Raw genomic sequence first — 18,508 nt, 5'->3', positions numbered from 1 at the left:
GCCGTGCGCGGGCGTGGGGCCCTCAGCCGAGGGCCCCTTGGCCGTCGCGGCCGTCGCGGATCCGGATCAGGCCCTCCTGGGCGAGGGTGGCCACCAATACTCCCTCGCGGGTGAAGACCCGGCCCAGGACCAGCCCCCGTCCTCCGGAGGCCACCGGTGTCTCCAGGGCACAGAGCAGCCAGTCGTCCACGCGGAAGGCCCGATGGATCCACACGGTGTAGTCGATGCTCCAGCCGGTGGCGTGGAACCAGGAGACCCCGTGCCGGACCAGGACCGTCTCCAGCATGGTGACGTCGCAGACGTACACCAGCAGGCAGGCGTGCAGCAGGCGTTCGCGGTCGGCCGTCGCCTCGGACGGCACGTCGCCCTTGGCACGCACCCACACCTGGGTCCGGGAGGACACCTGCGACCGGTCCTTCTCCGCGTCGAAACTCAACGGGCCGACGAAGCGCAGCTCGTACGGCTTCCCGAGGGATTGCGTCACCTCGCCGAACGCCTTGGTCAGCCGCTCCTCGTACGTCGGCAGGCACTCCGGGTCCGGAACGGGCGGCATCGGGTCCTGGTGGCCGAGGCCCGGCTCCGGGCGGTGGAAGGAGGCGGTCAGGGTGAACACCTCCCGGCCGCGCTGGGTCGTGTGAACCCGGCGGGTGGCGAAGGAGCCGCTGTCCCTCACCCGTTCGACCCCGTGGTCGAAGGGCACGGTCGGCAGGGCGGGCCGCAGGAAGGAACAGTGCACGGAGTGCACGGCCAGCCCGGCGGACACCGTGCGGCCGGCCGCGGCCAGCGCCTGGGCGGCCACGTGCCCTCCGTACACCGGGGAGGACCGCTCCAGGGGAGGGCGGCCGAGGAAGCGCTCCCCGTCAGACCGGTCCGGCGCGGGTTCGGGGTCGGGGTCGAGCAGGCCGAGCAGGTCCAGCAGCGCGCGTTCCTGGTCCATGGGCCCCACTTCACCTCGGCATCACCGAACGGGAGCCAGTATCGCGACCGCGGACCCGGCTCTCAACCGAGCTCACCAGCAGGCGAGGCCGAGCCGCGTCGCCGTTCGACCGGGGAGGTCCCGTAATGTCCGACCGCTTCAGCGCGGCGCTGTACCGGCGGCGCTTCACCGTGCTGTGGGTGAGCGCGCTCGCCCTGGTCCTGGCCGCGATCGGCGGCCTGGGCGTGGAACACCGGCTGGTCCACGGCGGGTTCTCCGACCCCGGCGCACCGTCCTCCCGCGCCGCGCGTCTGGTGGCCGAGCACTTCCCGTCCGCCGACGACGACCTGGTGCTGCTGCTGCGCGGGGCCGATCCGGTCGATTCACCGGCGACGGCCTCCCTCGGCACCGCCCTGACCCGGCGCGCCGCGCAGGCCCCGGGCGTGCGGGCGGCCACCTCGTACTGGACGGCGGGGCGCGCCCCCGCGCTGCGCTCCCGCGACGGATCCCTCGGCCTGATCTCGCTCTCGCTGCTCGGTGACGAGGACGACAGGGCGAGGACCGCCGAGCGGCTGGTGCCCGACATCCGACGCCACGCGCAGGGGCTGACGGTCATGGCGGCCGGCCCCGCGCAAGTGCAGTCGGAGGTGGGCAAGCGCACCGCACACGACCTGCTGCTGGCCGAGACGATCGCCATGCCGATCACCCTCGTCCTGCTCCTGCTGGTCTTCGGTAGCGTGGTGGCCGCCGCCCTGCCGCTGGTCATCGCGCTGCTGTCGGTGCTGGTGAGCCGGGCCGCGCTGAACGCCCTGGGGGCCACCGTGTCGATCTCCGTGTACGCGATGAACTCCACCACCGCGCTCGGTCTCGGCCTCGGCATCGACTACAGCCTGTTCCTCCTCGCCCGTTTCCGGGAGGAGCTGGGAGGCGGCGCCACGGTACGGCAGGCCCTGGGGCCCACGGTGCGCCGGGCCGGGCGGACGGTCGCGTTCTCCGGGCTGACGGTGGCCCTGTCCCTGGTCGCCCTGCTGGTCTTCCCCCAGTACTTCCTGCGGTCCTTCGCCTACGGGGGCATCGCGGTGGTGCTCTCCGCCGCGGCGGGGGCGGTCCTCGTGCTGCCCGCGCTGCTGGCCGTCCTGGGCCACCGGGTCAACCGCTACGACGTCTTCGCCCGGTTACGCGGTCCGGCGGGCCCGGCGGCGGCGCCCGAGACCGGCCGCTGGTACCGGTTCGCCCGGGTGGTGATGCGGCGCCCGGTGCTCTACGGAGGCGGCGCGGTGCTGGTACTGGCCGTCCTCGCGTCCCCGTTCACCCGGGTCTCTCCCGGCCTGTTCGACGACCGCTCGCTGCCCGCCGACTCCCAGGTGCACCGTGCCACGCAGTTGCTGCGCGACCGGTTCGACGCCGACGTGCTGGGCACCGTACCGGTGGTGGTGGAGGGCGTGGGGCGCGACCGTACCCAGGCCCTGGAGCCCTACGCCCGTGCCCTGTCCGCGGTGCGCGACGTCCGCCGGGTGACCGCGGCCACCGGCAGCTACGTCGCCGGCCACCGGGTCCAGGGGCCGGGCCCGGCCAGTGCCGCGCTGGTGGACGACGACTGCGCACTGCTCTCCGTGGTCTCCGCGGTGGAGCAGGACTCCTCCGCCGGCACCCGACTCGTCGGACGGCTACAGAAGGTGGCGCCACCGGACGGCGCGGCGCACCGCCCCGCCCGGGTGTCGGTGGGCGGCCGGGCCGCCGAGGTCGAGGACAGCACGTCGGCGATCGCCCGGGCCACACCGGCGGCGATCGGCATCGTCGTGGGCTCCTCCCTGGTGCTGCTCTTCCTCTTCACCGGGAGCGTCCTGATGCCGGTGAAGGCGCTGGCGCTCAACACCCTCAGCCTCAGTGCCACGTTCGGGGCGATGGTGTTCGTCTTCCAGGAGGGCCACCTGTTGTTCCTGGTGGGCAGCCCGCCGCACACCGGCACACTGGACGCGACCATCCCGATCCTGACCTTCTGCGTGGCCTTCGGCCTCTCCATGGACTACGAGGTCTTCCTGCTCTCCCGGATCCGCGAGCGCTACCTGCTCACCGGGGACAACACGGAGTCGGTGGCCTTCGGCCTCCAGCACACCGGGCGGATCATCACCGCCGCGGCGGTCCTCGTCGCCGCGGTGCTGTTCATCTTCGCCGTCTCCGGGGTGACGCTGCTGAAGCTGCTCGGCGTCGGCCTCGCACTGGCGGTGGTGCTGGACGCGACCCTGGTCCGCGCCGTGCTCGTGCCGTCGTTCATGCGGCTGGCCGGGCGGGCCAACTGGTGGGCCCCCGCGCCACTGCGCCGCCTGCACGACCGCGCGGGGCTGCGCGAGGACGTGGGGAGCCGAACGGTGCCGAGGCAGGTCACGGAGCCGGAAAGCGTGGCGCGGAGGAACATCGAATGAGCGCTCGGACGGCGTCGCCGCCCGGCGGTCCCGGACGGGGCCTCCAGGTGGCCGATGTTGGACTTCACCGGGCCCCGGCAGCATCCGTGCCGCCGGGCTGCCGGCCCAGAGTTGACGGCCGTTCGGGATATGCCTTGGATTTGAAGATCAGTCGCCGGATAACCTGGGAAAATGCTCACAGAAGTGATCGCGACCCGCTACGTCACGCCCTTGCGTGAGGGCGGCTCGCTGCCGGGGATCGTCGAGGCCGACGATCTCGGGACCTACGTCATGAAGTTCACCGGGGCCGGTCAGGGGCGCAAGACCCTGGTCGCCGAGGTCATCTGCGGCCGGCTGGGGCAGCGGCTGGGGTTGCGGGTGCCGAGGCTGGTGCAGATGCAGCTCGACCCCGTCATCGGGCTCGGCGAGCCCGACCAGGAGGTGCAGGAGCTGCTCAAGGCGAGCGGCGGGCTGAACCTCGGCATGGACTACCTCCCCGGCTCGATCGGCTTCGACCCGCTCGCGTACCAGGTGGACCCGGTCGAGGCGGGGCGCGTGGTGTGGTTCGACGCCCTGATCAACAACGTCGACCGTTCGTGGCGCAACCCCAACATGCTGGTCTGGCACGGGGACGTCTGGCTCATCGACCACGGCGCCACCATGATCTGGCACCACAACTGGCCCACCGCCCAGAGCGCGGCCGCCAAGCCCTACAACGCCTCCGACCACGTGCTGGCGCCCTTCGGCCCGGACATCGCGGCGGCCGCCGAGGCGCTCGCTCCCCTGGTCACGAGGGAGCTGCTCACCGAGGTCGCCGCCGACGTTCCCGACGAGTGGCTGGTCGACGAGCCCGGCTTCGACTCGACCGACGCGCTGCGCCGGGCGTACGTGGACGCGCTGCTGACGCGCGCGGCGACGGTCCACGAGAGGATCTCCATGCAGGCGCAGGCGAAGGCCCCGTCCAAGCCGCCGGGCTGGCTGACCGACCACCTGCCCGAGTGGCCCCACAAGACCAAGAAGAAGAGCGACAGCTAGTGATCAAGCGGGACGTGTTCGAGTACGCGCTGGTGCGTGTGGTGCCCCGCGTGGAGCGCGGCGAGTGTTTCAACGCCGGCGTGATCGTCTACTGCCGGGCCAAGTCCTACGTCGCCGCCCGCACCCACCTCGACGAGGCCAAGCTGCGCGCCCTGGACCCCGCGGCCGACGTCGCGGGCGTACGGGCCGCACTGCACGCCGTCGAAGGGCTGTGCAGCGGTGGCGAGCGTGCCGGCCAGGCGGCGGGCGACGATCCGGGGCGCCGGTTCCGGTGGCTGATCGCGCCGCGCAGCACCGTCGTGCAGCCGGGCCCGGTGCACACGGGGCTGACCGCCGATCCGGAGGCCGAGGTGGGGCGGCTGCTCGACCTGCTGGTGCGCTGACCCGGAGGAAGATCCGTACGACCTGGGGCCCTGGGGCCCGGTGCCGTTGACACCGGGTGCCAGGGCTCCTAGCGTCTCCTCAGCTGAAGCTACTAAGCGGTTGCTCACCCGTGAGACGCCGCTCCAGAGGATCCCAAGCGCGAGGAGACCCAGCATGTCCACCACCGAGCAGCGTGTAGCCATCGTGACCGGGGCGGCCCGGGGCATCGGCGCGGCGACCGCCGTACGCCTGGCCGCGGAAGGCCGCGCGGTCGCCGTGCTCGACCTCGACGAGGCGGCCTGCAAGGACACCGTGGAGGCGATCACCGCAGCGGGCGGCACTGCCCTCGCCGTCGGCTGCGACGTCTCGGACGGCGCGCAGGTGGAGGCCGCGGTCGAGCGCGTCGCGAGCACGCTGGGCGCCCCGACCGTCCTCGTCAACAACGCGGGCGTGCTGCGGGACAACCTGCTCTTCAAGATGAGCGAGACCGACTGGGACACGGTCATGAACGTCCACCTCAGGGGCGCGTTCCTGATGTCCCGGGCCTGTCAGAAGTACATGGTGGAGGCCAAGTTCGGCCGCATCGTCAACCTCTCCAGCAGCTCGGCCCTCGGCAACCGCGGTCAGGCCAACTACGCCGCCGCCAAGGCCGGCCTCCAGGGCTTCACCAAGACGCTCGCCGTCGAGCTCGGCAAGTTCGGCGTCACCGCGAACGCCGTGGCCCCCGGTTTCATCGTCACCGAGATGACCGCCCAGACCGCCGCCCGCGTCGGCATGGGCTTCGAGGAGTTCCAGGCCGCCGCCGCCACCCAGATCCCGGTGCAGCGCGTGGGCCGCCCCGAGGACATCGCGGGCGCCATCGCCTTCTTCACGGGCGAGGACGCGGGCTTCGTCTCCGGCCAGGTCCTGTACGTGGCCGGCGGCCCCCTCAACTGACGACGGGGTACGGCAACCGACGCGAGGCACGGCAACCGAAGAGAGGCACGGCGCACATGACGACGTACGAAGGAACGGACAGCGGCAAGGTCGCGCTGATCACCGGCGCGAGCCGGGGCATCGGCTACGGCATCGCCGAGGCACTGGTGGCCCGTGGCGACCGGGTCTGCATCACGGGACGCAACGAGGACGCCCTCAAGGAGGCCGTGGAGGCCCTGGGAGCGGACCGGGTGATCGGCGTTGCCGGCAAGGCGCACGACGAGGCGCACCAGGCCCTCGCCGTGGAACGCACGATGGAGGCGTTCGGCCGGGTGGACTTCCTGATCAACAACGCGGGAACCAATCCGGTCTTCGGGCCGATCGCGGACCTAGACCTCGGCGTGGCGCGCAAGGTCTTCGAGACCAACGTGATCTCGGCGCTCGGCTTCGCCCAGCGCACCTGGCACGCCTGGCAGAAGGACAACGGCGGTGCGATCGTGAACATCGCCTCCATCGCCGGCGTCTCCGCCTCGCCCTTCATCGGCGCGTACGGGATGAGCAAGGCCGCCATGGTCAACCTCACCCTCCAGCTCGCGCACGAAATGGCGCCGGGGGTGCGGGTCAACGCGATCGCGCCCGCCGTGGTCAAGACCAAATTCGCGCAGGCCCTCTACGAGGGGCGCGAGCAGGAGGCGGCGGCCGCCTATCCGCTCGGCCGGCTCGGCGCCCCCGAGGACATCGGAGGGGCGGCCGCGTTCCTCACATCTGCACAAGCGGAATGGATCACTGGGCAAACTCTCGTCATCGACGGGGGAATGTTCCTCAATGCCGGAGTGCACTGACCGATAAACGGACGCATTTGCCTCCCAAAGGGAGGCAAATGCGTATCGAATGTGCATGAAATCGGTCAAGTGCCTCACGAAACCTGCCCATTGGATTTGTGAGGCACTGCGGTAGGGTCTGCCGCACCCCTGGCTGATCGAGGAGCGTGCACGTGTTCAACCGGACCAGATGCCTGCAGATCACTGCAGCCCTTGCGTCCATATCCCTGCTCGCCGGATGCGGTCTGCTTTCCGATGACAGCGGTGCCGACAAGAAGCCGATCGTGGTCGGCACGACGAGCAAGCCGAGCACGCTCGACCCGGCTGCGGCCTGGGACGGCTCCTGGGAGCTGTACCGGAACATCTACCAGACCCTGCTGGCCTTCCCCACCGGCAGCACCAAGCCCGAGCCGGACGCCGCCCAGGGCTGTGAGTTCACCGACTCCGCCAACGAGTCCTACCGCTGCACGCTGCGCAAGGGGCTCAAGTTCTCCAACGGCGAGGCGCTCGACTCCAAGGCCGTCAAGCACTCCCTGGACCGCATCCGGACCATCGCCTCCAAGAACGGCCCGAAGGACCTGTTCGGCAGCCTGGACAAGATCGAGACGCCGGACGCGCTGACCGTCGTCTTCCACTTGAAGACCCCCGACGCGACCTTCCCCTTCGTCCTCGGCTCGCCCGCCGCCTCGCTGGTACCGCCCGGCGAGTACCCCGCCGACAAGGTCCGCAAGGACGGCAAGACGACCGGTTCCGGCCCGTACGTCCTGACGTCGTACAAGGACGGCGAGGCGGTCCTCGGCCGCAACGACAGCTATGTGGGCTTCGCCAACCGGCGCAACGACAACGTGACCATCCGCTACTTCGCGGACTCCAAGAAGATGGTCGCGGCGCTCAAGGACAAGGAGATCGACGCCACCTACCGAGGCCTGTCCGCCGCCGAGATCAAGGACCTCCAGAGCCCCGCCTCGCACGACCAGGGCGTCCAGGTCGTGGAGAACGTCGGCTCCGAGATCCGCTACCTGGTCTTCAACCCGAAGGACCCGCAGGCCGCCAAGCCGGCCGTGCGCCAGGCGATCGCCCAGACCATCGACCGCGGCGCCCTCGTCTCCAAGGTCTACCAGGGCACGGCCGAGCCGCTGTACTCGATGGTCCCCAAGGGGGTCCTCGGCCACAAGACGCCGTTCTACGACATGTACGGCCAGCCGAACGTCGACGCCGCCAGGAAGACCCTCAGGGACGCGGGGATCACCCAGCCGGTGGAGCTGACCTTCTGGTACACCACCGACCGGTACGGCTCCTCCACCGCTGACGAGTTCACCGAACTCAAGCGCCAGCTGGACGAGAGCCTCCTCTTCAAGATCACCCTGCGCAGCAAGCCCTGGATCGAGTTCCAGGACGGCTACAAGAACGGCGAGTTCCCCGTCTTCGGGCGAGGCTGGTTCCCCGACTTCCCCGACCCCGACAACTTCATCGCGCCGTTCGTCGGCAAGGAGAACGCGGTCGGCACCCCGTACGAGCCGGCCGACATCCTCAACGACCTGCTGCCCAAGTCCCGCCGCGAGAGCGACCGCTCGGCCGGAGTCAGGGAGTTCGAGCAGGCGCAGCAGACCTTCGCCAAGGACGCGCGGCTGCTGCCGCTGTGGCAGGGCAAGCTGTACGTGGCCGCGCGGGAGGACGTCGCGGGCGCCGAGCGGGCCCTGGACCCGCAGACCGTCATGCAGATGTGGGAGCTGTACCGCAAGACCAGCTGGTAGCCCCCGCTCCCCGGCCACGGGCGTTGTCAGTGCCTGCGTATAGGTTCGGTCCAGTTGCACCACGCAGTTTCACGGACCTGTACCGGAGGATGTAGACGTGAGCCAGATGCTGCCCGAGTCCTGGCTCCCCGCGATCGGCGGGGAGCAGGACCAGCCCTACTTCCAAGAGCTCCTGGAGTTCGTCGAGAAGGAGCGGGCCAACGGGCCGGTCTACCCGCCCCACGAGCAGGTGTTCGCGGCCCTGGAGGCCACGCCGTTCGACAAGGTGAAGGTGCTGGTCCTCGGCCAGGACCCGTACCACGGCGCCGGCCAGGGCCACGGCCTGTGCTTCTCCGTGCGGCCCGGCGTGAAGACCCCGCCCTCGCTGCGCAACATCTACAAGGAGATGAAGGAGGAGCTCGGGCTGCCCGTCCCCGACAACGGATATCTGATGCCGTGGGCCGAGCAGGGAGTCCTGCTGCTCAACGCGGTGCTCACCGTCCGTGAGGCCGAGCCCAACTCCCACAAGGGCAAGGGCTGGGAGAAGTTCACCGACGCGGTGATCCGCGCCGTCTCCGCCCGCCCCGACCCGGTCGTCTTCGTGCTCTGGGGCGCCTACGCCCAGAAGAAGATCCCGTTGATCGACGAGGAGCGGCACGTGATCGTCAAGGGGGCCCACCCCTCCCCGCTGTCGGCCAAGAAGTTCTTCGGGTCCCGGCCCTTCACGCAGATCAACGAGGCCGTCGCCGCGCAGGGCCATGAGCCGATCGACTGGCGGATTCCGGACCTGGGCTGACGCCACACCGCGCCTCGGTGCCTGAGCCGGTTGCTCCGGTTAGCGTCTTGATGATCAGACCGGAGCAGGTCTGGCGGATGCAGCCGGAGGTCGCGTTGACGGAGCAGCGGGAGGCGTCGGAGGACGCCGTCATGACAAGGATCGGCCAGGCGGTCATCCTGCTGCACGCCGGCGACCGCGAGGAGGCCCGCAACCGGCTGGGCGAGATCTGGTCCGAGATCGGCGAGGGCGGCGACCTGCTCCACCGCTGCACCCTCGCGCACTACATGGCCGACGCCCAGGACGACCCCGCCGACGAACTGGCCTGGGACCTGCGGGCCCTGAGCGTCGCCGAGCGGATCGCGGACGGGCCGCCCGCGCGGCCGCAGCCGCACCACGCGGTCCGGGTGTTCTACCCGTCGCTGCACCTGAGCCTGGCCGCCGACTACGTGAAGCTGCGCCGTCCCGAAGCCGCCCGGGTCCACCTCGCGCGGGCCCGGGCCGCCACCGGCGCGCTGGCCGACGACGGCTACGGCAACGGGGTGCGGGCGGCCATCGCCCGGCTGGAGCGCCGGCTCGAGGCGGACCCGGGCGCCCCGCCCCGGCCGTTCCCCGAGCAGGGGCCGTAGACCCCGGCGAGCGGACCCGGGTGCGGGGTCACCCGCCGTGCACGCCCGAGCAGATCCGGGCCTCCGGGCTGTCCGGGTGCCAGCGCCCGTGCCGCCGCCCGAGGGCGCACACGTCGGCCGGGCGGACCGGAAGCTCCCGCATCAGTTCACGGCCGGCCTCCGCCCCGCGCCCCGAGGGGCCGGGCAGGCCCCCGGGGTGCCCGGCCGCCGCCTTCGCGGGCCGCCGGGGCTCGGGGATGTCGGGAACGGGCGGCGCGGCCTCCTCGGGCCCCGCCGGAGCCCGGCCCGAGGAGCGGGGGGCCGGCAGGCGGGAGCTCCCCGAAGCCGCCGGACGCGCGGACTCCCGCGGCAGCGTCTTCAACGCCTCCAGGGCGGGAGCCTGGACCACCACCGCGGCCCCCGGCCCGCCGTGCGGCTCGTGGTGGGGCGGCAGCCCCGTGGAGGTGCCCGCAGGCTGGGTCGCGGTCGGGCTCACGTTCACACAGCCGGAGACGGCCGAAACGGCACAGGCCACTCCGAGCAGCAGTTTCGTCGTGGTTCGGGTTGGATGCACCCGGGCAACTCTGCTGTGCGGGGACCCGGTTGCGAAAACCAGGAGCGGATATTGCCCCCGCACGGGTGACGGCCGGCCGCCGAGGCGCCGCAGGTTGACGCCCGCCGCGCAGGTGCCGCAGGCCGGCACCGGCCGTGGAGTTGCCGCAGGCTGACACCGCCCGCCCGGGGCCCTACTCGCCGGTGGCGCCGTCGATGTGCTCGCGCAGCAGATCCGCGTGGCCGTTGTGGCGCGCGTACTCCTCGATCATGTGGTTGTAGACCCAGCGCAGGCTGAACACCTCGCCGCGGTGGTGGCTCCCGGGGTCCGACACCAGGTCCAGGGAATGGCCCGCGGCGGCCTGCCGGGCCAGCTCGACCTCCGTCTGCCAGACCTCCTCGGACTCCGACCAGGAATCCTCATCCGTGAAGTGGAAGTCCCCGTCGGGGTCTTCACTCGTGGAGTACAGCTCCGGCAGGTCCGCGCCCAGCATGATCTCCCGGAACCAGTACCGCTCCACCTCCGCCATGTGGCGTACGAGCCCCAGCAGGCTCAGCTCGGAGGGCAGGAGCGGAGTGCTGCGCAGCTGCTCGTCCTTGAGGCCCTCGCACTTCCAGGCGAGGGTGGAACGGTGGTAGTCGAGCCAGCCGTCCAGCATCTCCCGCTCGTTCGCGGTGGTGGAGGGCTCGTCACGGTGTGATCCAGAACTGGTCATGGTGCCCATCTTCTGCGAACACGGCCCCTGCCACCAGGGATTAAGCTGCGAGCGTCCCCCAAGGAAGCAACCAGGAGGTACCCGGTGAAGGTCGGCGTCATCGGACTCGGCGACATCGCCCAGAAGGCGTACCTGCCCGTCCTCACCGCCCGGCCCGGAGTCGAGCTGCACCTGCAGACCCGGACCCACGCCACACTGCGGCGGATCGGCGACGCGTACCACGTCCCCGCCGAACACCGGCACACCGGCCTCGACGCGCTGATCGCCCAGGGACTCGACGCGGCCTTCGTCCACGCGCCCACCGCGGTCCACCCCGAGATCGTGACCCGGCTGCTGGAGGCCGGCGTACCGACGTACGTGGACAAGCCCTTGGCCTACGAGCTGGAAGAGTCCCGGGCGCTCGTCGAACTGGCCGAGGCGCGCGGGGCCGGCCTCACCGTCGGCTTCAACCGCCGCCACGCACCCGCCTACGCGCAGTGCGCCGACCACCCGCGCGATCTGATCATCATGCAGAAGAACCGGGTCGGCCTGCCCGAGGACCCGCGCACCCTCGTCCTGGACGACTTCATCCACGTCGTCGACACCCTGCGCTTCCTGCTGCCCGGCGAAGCCGATCACATCGACGTGCGGGCCGTGGTCCGCGAGGGGCTGATGCACCAGGTGGTCCTCCAGATGTCCGGCGACGGGTTCACCGCCCTCGGCGTCATGAACCGCCTCTCCGGCTCCACCGAGGAGGTCCTGGAGGTGGCCGGGCAGGACACCAAACGGCAGGTCGTCAACCTCGCCGAGGTCATCGACCACCGCGGCCAGCCGACCGTGCGCCGACGCGGCGACTGGGTGCCGGTCGCCCGCCAGCGCGGCATCGAACAGGTCGTGGACGCCTTCCTGGAAGCCGTCGGCGCGGGCCGCGTCCCGAGCGCCCGCGACGCCCTGCTCACCCATGAACTGTGCGAGCGGGTGGTGCGCTCGGCTCTGGAGCAGGCCTCCTGAGCGAACGCGCCGCCCGCGCCGCACAGTACGCGGCCAGGGCGGCGAGCGCCGAGCCCACCGGCCAGTCCCCGAAGCGCACGTAGGGCGTCGTGCCCCGGGCGAGCGGAACCTCGTACACGGCCGCCGCGCTCGCCGAGGTGGGCAGGGCCGGCCCGATCCGCTCCCCGGAGGGGCCGTGGACCTCGCTGATCCCGGTCAAGGTGGCGTGCACCACCGGGCGGCCGTCCTCTGCCGCCCGCAGGGCGGCCAGCGAAGCGTGCTGGGCCGGCGCCCAGCTGTCCTGGAAGCTGGAGGTCGACGACTGGGTGACGAGCAGCGCGGCCCCGTCGCGGGTCAGTCGCCGGCTCATGTCGGGAAAGGCGGACTCGAAGCAGATCAGCGGTCCCAGCCGCACCCCCGGGCGGCCCGCCAGGTCCATCAGGGCGGGGGCGTCACCGCGCATCCGGTCCTCGCCCGCGGCCTTGCCGACCGAGGTGGCCCAGCCGAACAGGGACCGCGCCGGTATGTACTCCCCGAACGGCACCAGCCGCATCTTGTCGTACCGGTTCCCGGTCGGCCCGTCGGGACCGATGAGCACGGAACTCTTGTATATCCCGGGCCGGTCACTGCGCGGCGCGTCGACGTTGACCAGCAGCGGAGCCCCCACCTGCGCCGACAGCGCCATGAGCCGCCGGGCCAGGTCCGGCCGGGCCGCCAGGTCCTCGCCGACGCTGCTCTCGCCCCAGACCACCAGGTCCGGGCGCCGGCCCGGCGGCGCCCCGGCCAGCTCCCGGGTCAGCCGCTCCCCGGCCGCGAAACGCCGCTCCGTGCTGTCGGGGCCGTCCGCGACCGGACCCGGCTGTACGACTGCCACCCGCAGCGCGCCCGACACCTGCGGCCGCGGTACCCAGAGCCACACCGCCCCGGTCAGCACCGCACACCCCGTCACCCCCGCCACCGCCGCAAGCCGCGCCCCCGGCACCGCGACCAGCATCGCCAGCGCACAGTTCACCGCCACCACCAGCAGGCTCACCAGCCACACGCCGCCCACCGACGCCAGCACCAGCGCAGGCGGTACCTGCCACTGGCTGGCCCCCAGCAACCCCCACGGCCCGCCCAGCCCCTGCCAGGACCGGACCAGCTCCGGCACCAGCCACCCCGCCGGTACGAGGACCAGCGCCGCGCCCGCGCGCCCGCCCGCCGGGACCCCGCCGAGGAACTCCCGCACCAGCAGCGCCCAGGGGATCCAGAGCGCACCGAGCAGGGCCGCCAGCAGGAACAGGAACACGTGCAGGCTCGGCAGCAGCCAGTGGTGGACGGCGAAGACGAACCCCGTGCCGCCGAGCCAGCCTTCCAGGGCGGCGCGCCGCCCGGTGGGGGCGGACCTCAGCAGCAGCATCCACGGCACGAGGGCGACGTAGGCGAACCACCACAGCGCCGGAGCGGGGAAGGCCAGCGCGGGCAGGGCGCCCGCCGCGACCGCGGCGCCCGCACGCCACCACCCGTTGAGCTCCGCGACCATGGACGCCTCCGCTTCCAGTGTCGGACGGCCGGGGCGGATCAGCCCGCCAGGTGCCGCCACTTCTCGTGCACGGTTACCCCGGCGAGCCGCCAGCCATCGCGGGTCCGGGCCAGGGCGAAGGCGTAGCGGCCCGCGGCGACGAAGTTGGGAGCCGTGACGGCAGGGTCGGACGCGGCGTCGGCCAGCCGCATGGGGTTGAGGAAGTCGGCCCGTACCCGCGCCGTGTCACCGGGCGCGCCGTCGGTGACGTCCAGCCGGATCAGCCGGTTGACGATCAGGTGCTGGCGTACGGGGAACAGCGTCATGGTCCGCGCCAGCCAGTCCGCGACCTCCGCGGCCGGGCCCTCCACCCCACCGGCCGACCGGTAGTCCGCCCGGCCCGACGGGGTGAAAAGGGCCCGGTAGCCGTCCCAGTCGCCGTCGTCCACGGCCGCCGCGTACCCCGACACCACCTCGTCGATCGCCAGCCTGTCCATCACCGTCGCGAGGTCCACACGCTGCGTCATCGGGTCAGTGTGCGGGCGCCCGGCCGCGAGGCCAAGGGGCATGCGCGGACTTGATCCCCGCCGGCCGGTCAGCGGCCGGAATGCGCCTCCCGCTGGCGCACGACGACCAGGAACGCGTCACTGTCCAGGTCCATCACCACCTCGGCCGGCACGCCCTCGCGCATCCGTTGGGCCGCGTACTCCTCGGCCGGCCAGCTTCCCCGCGGACTCCCGGCCGGAAAACGCTCCAACACCACACGACGCATGGGACACCCCCTGCAATTCGCCTTCGGTTCTCTCAGGTCTTTACAGGCACAACGACGCGGAGGCCGTCCGGGAACGTTCCCGCACGGCCTCCGATTCACGCGAAACGGTGATTTAACCGGCCGATTCGCCCGCGTGCGGGCTCAGCACGTTCATGCTGATCAAGACGATCAAGGCGATGCCCAGCAGGATGCGGTACACCACGAAGGGCATGAAGCTCTTGCTGGAGATGAACTTCATGAACCAGGCGATCACCACGTAACCGACGACGAAGGCGATGACCGTGGCGAAGATCGTCGGACCCCAGGACACCTGGCCCTCGCCCAGCTTCTTCAACTCCATGCCGCCCGAGGCCAATACCGCCGGGATGGCGAGGAGGAAGGAGTAACGCGCCGCGGCCTCACGGGTGAAGCCCATCAGCAGGCCGCCGGAGATCGTCGCGCCGGACCGGGAGACACCCGGCACCAGCGCCATCGCCTGGCAGAGACCGAAGATCAGACCGTCCTTGACCCCGAGTTCCTTGAGCGTCTTGCGCTCGCGCACGGCGCGGTGCCGGCCGCCCTCCTCGTCGCGCGCCGCCAGCCGGTCGGCGATGCCGAGCACGATACCCATCACGATGAGGGTGGTCGCGGTCAGCCGCAGATCACGGAAGGGGCCCTCGATCGCGTCCTTGAGCGTCACGCCCAGCACACCGATCGGGATCGAACCGACGATCACCAGCCAGCCCATCTTGGCGTCCTGGTCCCCGCGCAACGACTTGTCGAAGAGCGAGCGGAACCAGGCGGAGACGATCCGCGCGATGTCCTTGCGGAAGTAGATCAGCACGGCGGCCTCGGTGCCGATCTGGGTGATCGCGGTGAAGGCCGCGCCCGGGTCCTGCCAGCCGGCGAATGCCGCGGTCAGCCGGAGGTGGGCGCTGGAGGAGATCGGGAGGAACTCCGTAAGCCCCTGGACGAGACCGAGGATTAGGGATTCGAACCAGCTCATGTCGGGGTGCGCTCGTCCTTGTGATCGTCGGGAAGGTCGCGTCCGATGCTAGGGCCCGTGGGGAACGCCGGTGACCACAGGGGGGTGCTGGGGCGTGAGCCCGTACGCGGGCAGCGGCGCGGGCGGGGGCGCGAGGCTGTGCCGTTTGCGCCAGGCGACCGCCGCCGCGACCACACCCGACACCGCGATGAAGCCGAAGGAGACGAGGAACGCCGGCGAATCCGGCGAGGAGGCGCTGGCGCCGGCGATCACGTACGCGGCGGTGTTGGGGACGGTGCCCAGCGCGGTCGCGGAGAGGAAGGGCAGCCAGCCGCAGCGGGACACCGCCGCACAGTAGTTGGCTGCCGCGAACGGGACTCCCGGGAAGAGGCGGATCGCGAGCACCGAGCGGAAGCCGTGCCGGCCGAGCTGTCCGTCGGCCGCGCGCAGCCAGCGGCCGCGCACCAGGGGCCGCAGGGCACTGCGGCCCAGTGCCCGGCCCAGACCGAAGGAGATCCCGGCGCCGACGACCGTGCCGGCGACCGCCGCGAGCAGCCCGAGCGGGGCCCCGAACACCGCCCCCGCCGCCAGGTTCAGCAACGGCCTCGGTACGAACGCCGCCGTGCACAGGCCGTACACCGTCGCGAACAGCAGCGCCGCCGTACCCACCGGGAGTCCCGGCGGCAGGCCCTGCGACAGCAGGCGCTGGGGCTCGTACAGCAGCACGCACCCGCCACCCGCCGCGAGCAGCACGACGAGCAGCGACAGCCGGGCCCACGGCGCGAGGAGGAGGGACATCCCGGGAGACTAGCCGACACGCCGGGCGCGCCACCGCCCTCCGCCTCCCGCGCGCGCGAACGGCGGCCGACGCGCTCGAGGCCACCGGGCCGCGCCCGGCGCCGGAAGTGACGAAGACCACGTCGCGCACCCGCCGGCCCACCGCCGGGAAAACCGTTCGACGTCCCCCGGGCGCTGAGGCAGGATCAGGTGCATGTCCCGGTACGCCTTCCCCGCAGCGCCGTCCGCAGTCGCGGACGCGCCGAAGGCTGCCGTCCTCGCAGAGGCATTCCCCTTCGCCGCATTCGACGGCGCACGAAGCTGACCCTTCCCGGAACGTCCGGCGGACCCCGCAGGGGGAGGGTCGGTTCGCTCCAGGGGTCCCGTACCGGCTTCGCGACACACGGGAAGACATCATGGCCAAGACGGCCTTCGTACGCACCAAGCCCCACCTCAACATCGGCACCATGGGCCACGTCGACCACGGGAAGACGACCCTCACCGCCGCCATCACCAAGGTCCTCGCCGAGCGCGGCGGCGCCTCCTTCGTGCCCTTCGACCGCATCGACCGGGCCCCCGAGGAGGCCCGGCGCGGAATCACCATCAACCTCACGCACGTCGAGTACGAGACCGACACCCGCCACTACGCGCACGTCGACATGCCCGGTCACGCCGACTACGTCAAGAACATGGTGACCGGGGCGGCCCAGCTCGACGGCGCGATCCTCGTCGTCTCCGCCCTCGACGGGGTCATGCCCCAGACCGCCGAACACGTACTGCTCGCCCGCCAAGTCGGCGTCGACCACATCGTGGTGGCCCTCAACAAGGCCGACGCCGGGGACCCGGAACTCGCCGACCTGGTCGAGCTGGAGGTCCGCGAACTGCTCGACGCCCACGGCTACGGCGGCGACGCGGCGCCCGTCGTACGGGTCTCCGGGCTCGGGGCGCTGGACGGCGACCCGCGCTGGACCGCGGCCATCGAGGCGCTGCTGGACGCGGTGGACACGTACGTGCCGATGCCCGTGCGGTACACGGACGCGCCGTTCCTGCTGCCGGTGGAGAACGTACTGACCATCACCGGGCGCGGGACGGTCGTCACCGGCGCCGTCGAGCGCGGCAGCGTACGCGTCGGCGACCGGGTGAGCGTGCTCGGCGGCGACGGGGAGCCGGTCCTGACGGTGGTCACCGGGCTGGAGACCTTCGGCAAGCCGATGGAGTCCGCCGAGGCGGGCGACAACGTCGCGCTGCTGCTGCGCGGGGTGCCGCGCGACGGGGTGCGCCGCGGGCACGTGGTCGCGGCGCCCGGCAGCGTCGAGCCGAGGCGCCGCTTCACCGCCCGCGTGTACGTGCTCTCCGCCCGGGAGGGCGGCAGGACGACGCCGGTGGCCACCGGGTACCGGCCGCAGTTCTACATCCGCACCGCCGACGTCGTCGGAAACGTGGACCTGGGCGCGGTGGCGGTGGCCCGGCCGGGAGAGACGGTCACCATGACCGTCGAACTGGGCCGTGACGTTCCCCTGGAGGCCGGCCTCGGCTTCGCGGTCCGCGAGGGCGGACGCACGGTCGGCGCGGGGACGGTCACGTCGGTCGACTAGGCCGCCCCTTTCGGATGTTGCCGCTTGAGCCCGCGTCGTCCGGTGCCGGGCGGCGCGGGTGTGGGGGCACCTCCCAGCGGTAGCTGCGGGAGCAGGATCCGGAAGAGACGGCCCGCGCCCTGTCGCCCGGGTGGGCCGGGGGGACCCGGTGTGGTGGCGGTGGTGGGGCTGGGGCAGACTGCCGTCACCACTGGGTTCGTGAGTGACGAGGGGCGGGCGGCGATGGCCGGCAGGACGGCACTGGTACTTGGCGGCGGCGGACTCACCGGAGTCGGTTGGGAGACCGGGATCCTGTGCGGCCTGGCCGCCGCGGGTACCGACCTGAGCACCGCCGACCTCGTCGTCGGCACCTCGGCCGGTTCGGTCGTCGGCGCCCAGCTCGCCTCCGGGCTGCTCACGCCGAGGGAGCTGTACGAGCGCCAGCTCGGGGACGCGACCGGCGAGGCCGCGGCGAAGCTGGGGGCCGGCACCTTCGCGCGGTACGCCGTCGCGATGCTGCGCTCCCGGGACGGCGCGTCCTACCGCCGGCGGGTCGGCGCTTTCGCGCTGGCAGCCGACACCGTGCCCGAGGCGGACCGGCGGGAGGTGCTCAAAGCCCGGCTGGTTTCCGGCGAGTGGCCCGAGCGGCGACTGGTCGTCACCGCCGTGGACGCCCTGACCGGCGAGCTGAAGGCCTTCGACCGGGAGAGCGGGGCCGGACTGCTGGACGCGGTCGCGGCGAGCTGCGCGGTGCCGGGGGTGTGGCCGCCCGCGACGGTGGACGGCCGGCGGTTCATCGACGGCGGCATCCGCTCCGCGACCAACGCGGACCTGGCCGCCGACTACGAGCGGGTCGTGATCATCGCGCCGGTGGCGCTCGGTACGAAGCTGATCCCCTCGCCCGCGGTACAGGCCGCGCAGCTGCGCAAGGCCGGGGCGCAGGTCCTGTTGATCACTCCGTCCGCCGAGGCCCGCAAGACCTTCGGGCGCAACGTCCTGGACCCGGCGCGGCGCGACCCGGCCGCCCGGGCCGGGCTGGCCCAGGCGGCGGCGCACGCGGCGGAGGCCGCGCGCGTCTGGTCGGCGTGACAATGGTGTCGTGAACGACGAGCAGA

The 18,508-nt window shown here is 72.1% G+C and carries 19 protein-coding genes; 11 read left to right on the top strand and 8 right to left on the bottom strand.

From position 1 onward, the window contains the following. Nucleotides 1-22: 22 nt before the first annotated feature. A complete protein-coding gene (locus tag IE207_RS27515) occupies nucleotides 23-937 on the bottom strand; it encodes an acyl-CoA thioesterase (RefSeq protein ID WP_190187011.1) in 915 nt (304 codons plus the stop codon). 125 nt (nucleotides 938-1,062) lie between these two features. On the opposite strand from IE207_RS27515, the gene IE207_RS27510 reads away from it, so the two are divergent. The 8 genes from IE207_RS27510 (at nucleotide 1,063) to IE207_RS27475 (ending at nucleotide 9,589) form a co-directional block, all read left to right on the top strand. Further along, nucleotides 1,063-3,339, top strand: a complete 2,277-nt coding sequence (locus tag IE207_RS27510; protein ID WP_190187010.1) for an MMPL family transporter — start codon at nucleotides 1,063-1,065, stop codon at nucleotides 3,337-3,339. 171 nt (nucleotides 3,340-3,510) lie between these two features. Next, entirely contained in the window at nucleotides 3,511-4,353 is an 843-nt protein-coding gene (locus tag IE207_RS27505) for a HipA family kinase (RefSeq protein ID WP_190187009.1), read from the top strand. Then, the gene (locus IE207_RS27500) at nucleotides 4,353-4,736 is read left to right on the top strand and encodes a DUF3037 domain-containing protein (RefSeq protein WP_190187008.1); all 384 of its coding nucleotides are present in this window, start codon (nucleotides 4,353-4,355) and stop codon (nucleotides 4,734-4,736) included. Before IE207_RS27505 ends, IE207_RS27500 begins: the two co-directional genes overlap by 1 nt. A 154-nt stretch (nucleotides 4,737-4,890) precedes the next feature. Beyond that, on the top strand, nucleotides 4,891-5,652 hold the full coding sequence (gene fabG / locus IE207_RS27495) for a 3-oxoacyl-ACP reductase FabG (protein WP_190187007.1): 762 nt from the start codon (nucleotides 4,891-4,893) through the stop codon (nucleotides 5,650-5,652). A gap of 56 nt (nucleotides 5,653-5,708) precedes the next feature. After that, nucleotides 5,709-6,473: an SDR family oxidoreductase gene (locus tag IE207_RS27490; RefSeq protein WP_190187006.1), complete on the top strand. Its 765-nt coding sequence runs from the start codon at nucleotides 5,709-5,711 to the stop codon at nucleotides 6,471-6,473. Between the two features lie 152 nt (nucleotides 6,474-6,625). After that, nucleotides 6,626-8,206, top strand: a complete 1,581-nt coding sequence (locus IE207_RS27485; RefSeq protein ID WP_190187005.1) for an ABC transporter substrate-binding protein — start codon at nucleotides 6,626-6,628, stop codon at nucleotides 8,204-8,206. A gap of 106 nt (nucleotides 8,207-8,312) precedes the next feature. Beyond that, the gene (ung, locus tag IE207_RS27480; protein WP_190187041.1) at nucleotides 8,313-8,981 is read left to right on the top strand and encodes a uracil-DNA glycosylase; all 669 of its coding nucleotides are present in this window, start codon (nucleotides 8,313-8,315) and stop codon (nucleotides 8,979-8,981) included. Between the two features lie 95 nt (nucleotides 8,982-9,076). Beyond that, nucleotides 9,077-9,589, top strand: coding sequence for a hypothetical protein (locus IE207_RS27475; protein ID WP_190187040.1), 513 nt, complete (start codon nucleotides 9,077-9,079; stop codon nucleotides 9,587-9,589). A 28-nt stretch (nucleotides 9,590-9,617) separates the two neighbouring features. On the opposite strand, the gene IE207_RS27470 is transcribed toward IE207_RS27475, so the two are convergent. Together IE207_RS27470 and IE207_RS27465 are read right to left on the bottom strand one after the other, a co-directional pair. Next, nucleotides 9,618-10,142, bottom strand: coding sequence for a hypothetical protein (locus tag IE207_RS27470; RefSeq protein WP_190187004.1), 525 nt, complete (start codon nucleotides 10,140-10,142; stop codon nucleotides 9,618-9,620). A gap of 172 nt (nucleotides 10,143-10,314) precedes the next feature. After that, nucleotides 10,315-10,836: a DinB family protein gene (locus tag IE207_RS27465; protein ID WP_190187003.1), complete on the bottom strand. Its 522-nt coding sequence runs from the start codon at nucleotides 10,834-10,836 to the stop codon at nucleotides 10,315-10,317. Nucleotides 10,837-10,920: 84 nt separating this feature from the next. Between IE207_RS27465 and IE207_RS27460 the strand changes: the two genes are divergently transcribed. Next, the gene (locus IE207_RS27460) at nucleotides 10,921-11,826 is read left to right on the top strand and encodes a Gfo/Idh/MocA family protein (RefSeq protein WP_190187002.1); all 906 of its coding nucleotides are present in this window, start codon (nucleotides 10,921-10,923) and stop codon (nucleotides 11,824-11,826) included. On the opposite strand, the gene lnt is transcribed toward IE207_RS27460, so the two are convergent. The 5 genes from lnt to IE207_RS27435 all read right to left on the bottom strand — a co-directional run bounded on the left by lnt (nucleotide 11,771) and on the right by IE207_RS27435 (nucleotide 15,840). After that, on the bottom strand, nucleotides 11,771-13,327 hold the full coding sequence (gene lnt, locus IE207_RS27455; protein WP_190187001.1) for an apolipoprotein N-acyltransferase: 1,557 nt from the start codon (nucleotides 13,325-13,327) through the stop codon (nucleotides 11,771-11,773). The genes IE207_RS27460 and lnt overlap by 56 nt on opposite strands. Nucleotides 13,328-13,365: 38 nt before the next feature. Continuing rightward, nucleotides 13,366-13,833, bottom strand: a complete 468-nt coding sequence (locus tag IE207_RS27450) for a nuclear transport factor 2 family protein (protein WP_190187000.1) — start codon at nucleotides 13,831-13,833, stop codon at nucleotides 13,366-13,368. A gap of 68 nt (nucleotides 13,834-13,901) precedes the next feature. Further along, nucleotides 13,902-14,078 (bottom strand): DUF8839 family protein, encoded by a 177-nt coding sequence (locus IE207_RS27445; protein WP_190186999.1) that lies wholly within the window; start codon nucleotides 14,076-14,078, stop codon nucleotides 13,902-13,904. Between the two features lie 112 nt (nucleotides 14,079-14,190). Further along, a complete protein-coding gene (locus IE207_RS27440; protein ID WP_190186998.1) occupies nucleotides 14,191-15,063 on the bottom strand; it encodes an undecaprenyl-diphosphate phosphatase in 873 nt (290 codons plus the stop codon). 48 nt (nucleotides 15,064-15,111) lie between these two features. Further along, entirely contained in the window at nucleotides 15,112-15,840 is a 729-nt protein-coding gene (locus tag IE207_RS27435) for a TVP38/TMEM64 family protein (protein WP_190186997.1), read from the bottom strand. Between the two features lie 395 nt (nucleotides 15,841-16,235). Between IE207_RS27435 and tuf the strand changes: the two genes are divergently transcribed. After that, the gene (gene tuf / locus IE207_RS27430; RefSeq protein WP_190186996.1) at nucleotides 16,236-17,414 is read left to right on the top strand and encodes an elongation factor Tu; all 1,179 of its coding nucleotides are present in this window, start codon (nucleotides 16,236-16,238) and stop codon (nucleotides 17,412-17,414) included. Between the two features lie 222 nt (nucleotides 17,415-17,636). Continuing rightward, on the top strand, nucleotides 17,637-18,482 hold the full coding sequence (locus IE207_RS27425; RefSeq protein ID WP_190187039.1) for a patatin-like phospholipase family protein: 846 nt from the start codon (nucleotides 17,637-17,639) through the stop codon (nucleotides 18,480-18,482). The last annotated feature ends 26 nt before the right edge of the window (nucleotides 18,483-18,508 follow it).

It is taken from the genome of Streptomyces cirratus (genome assembly GCF_014650775.1).
GTDB lineage: Bacteria > Actinomycetota > Actinomycetes > Streptomycetales > Streptomycetaceae > Streptomyces > Streptomyces cirratus.
The sequence above is the reverse complement of the archived record's forward strand: the minus strand, read 5'-3'. Positions and strand labels throughout refer to the sequence as shown.

What these genes read in the sequence shown, in the direction of transcription:
- IE207_RS27515 (WP_190187011.1), bottom strand. Translation starts at nt 937, where the DNA reads ATGGACCAGGAACGCGCGCTGCTGGACCTGCTCGGCCTGCTCGACCCC.
- IE207_RS27510 (WP_190187010.1), top strand. Translation starts at nt 1,063, where the DNA reads ATGTCCGACCGCTTCAGCGCGGCGCTGTACCGGCGGCGCTTCACCGTG.
- IE207_RS27505 (WP_190187009.1), top strand. Translation starts at nt 3,511, where the DNA reads ATGCTCACAGAAGTGATCGCGACCCGCTACGTCACGCCCTTGCGTGAG.
- fabG (WP_190187007.1), top strand. Translation starts at nt 4,891, where the DNA reads ATGTCCACCACCGAGCAGCGTGTAGCCATCGTGACCGGGGCGGCCCGG.
- IE207_RS27490 (WP_190187006.1), top strand. Translation starts at nt 5,709, where the DNA reads ATGACGACGTACGAAGGAACGGACAGCGGCAAGGTCGCGCTGATCACC.
- ung (WP_190187041.1), top strand. Translation starts at nt 8,313, where the DNA reads ATGCTGCCCGAGTCCTGGCTCCCCGCGATCGGCGGGGAGCAGGACCAG.
- IE207_RS27465 (WP_190187003.1), bottom strand. Translation starts at nt 10,836, where the DNA reads ATGACCAGTTCTGGATCACACCGTGACGAGCCCTCCACCACCGCGAAC.
- lnt (WP_190187001.1), bottom strand. Translation starts at nt 13,327, where the DNA reads ATGGTCGCGGAGCTCAACGGGTGGTGGCGTGCGGGCGCCGCGGTCGCG.
- IE207_RS27450 (WP_190187000.1), bottom strand. Translation starts at nt 13,833, where the DNA reads ATGACGCAGCGTGTGGACCTCGCGACGGTGATGGACAGGCTGGCGATC.
- IE207_RS27445 (WP_190186999.1), bottom strand. Translation starts at nt 14,078, where the DNA reads ATGCGTCGTGTGGTGTTGGAGCGTTTTCCGGCCGGGAGTCCGCGGGGA.
- IE207_RS27440 (WP_190186998.1), bottom strand. Translation starts at nt 15,063, where the DNA reads ATGAGCTGGTTCGAATCCCTAATCCTCGGTCTCGTCCAGGGGCTTACG.
- IE207_RS27435 (WP_190186997.1), bottom strand. Translation starts at nt 15,840, where the DNA reads ATGTCCCTCCTCCTCGCGCCGTGGGCCCGGCTGTCGCTGCTCGTCGTG.
- tuf (WP_190186996.1), top strand. Translation starts at nt 16,236, where the DNA reads ATGGCCAAGACGGCCTTCGTACGCACCAAGCCCCACCTCAACATCGGC.
- IE207_RS27425 (WP_190187039.1), top strand. Translation starts at nt 17,637, where the DNA reads ATGGCCGGCAGGACGGCACTGGTACTTGGCGGCGGCGGACTCACCGGA.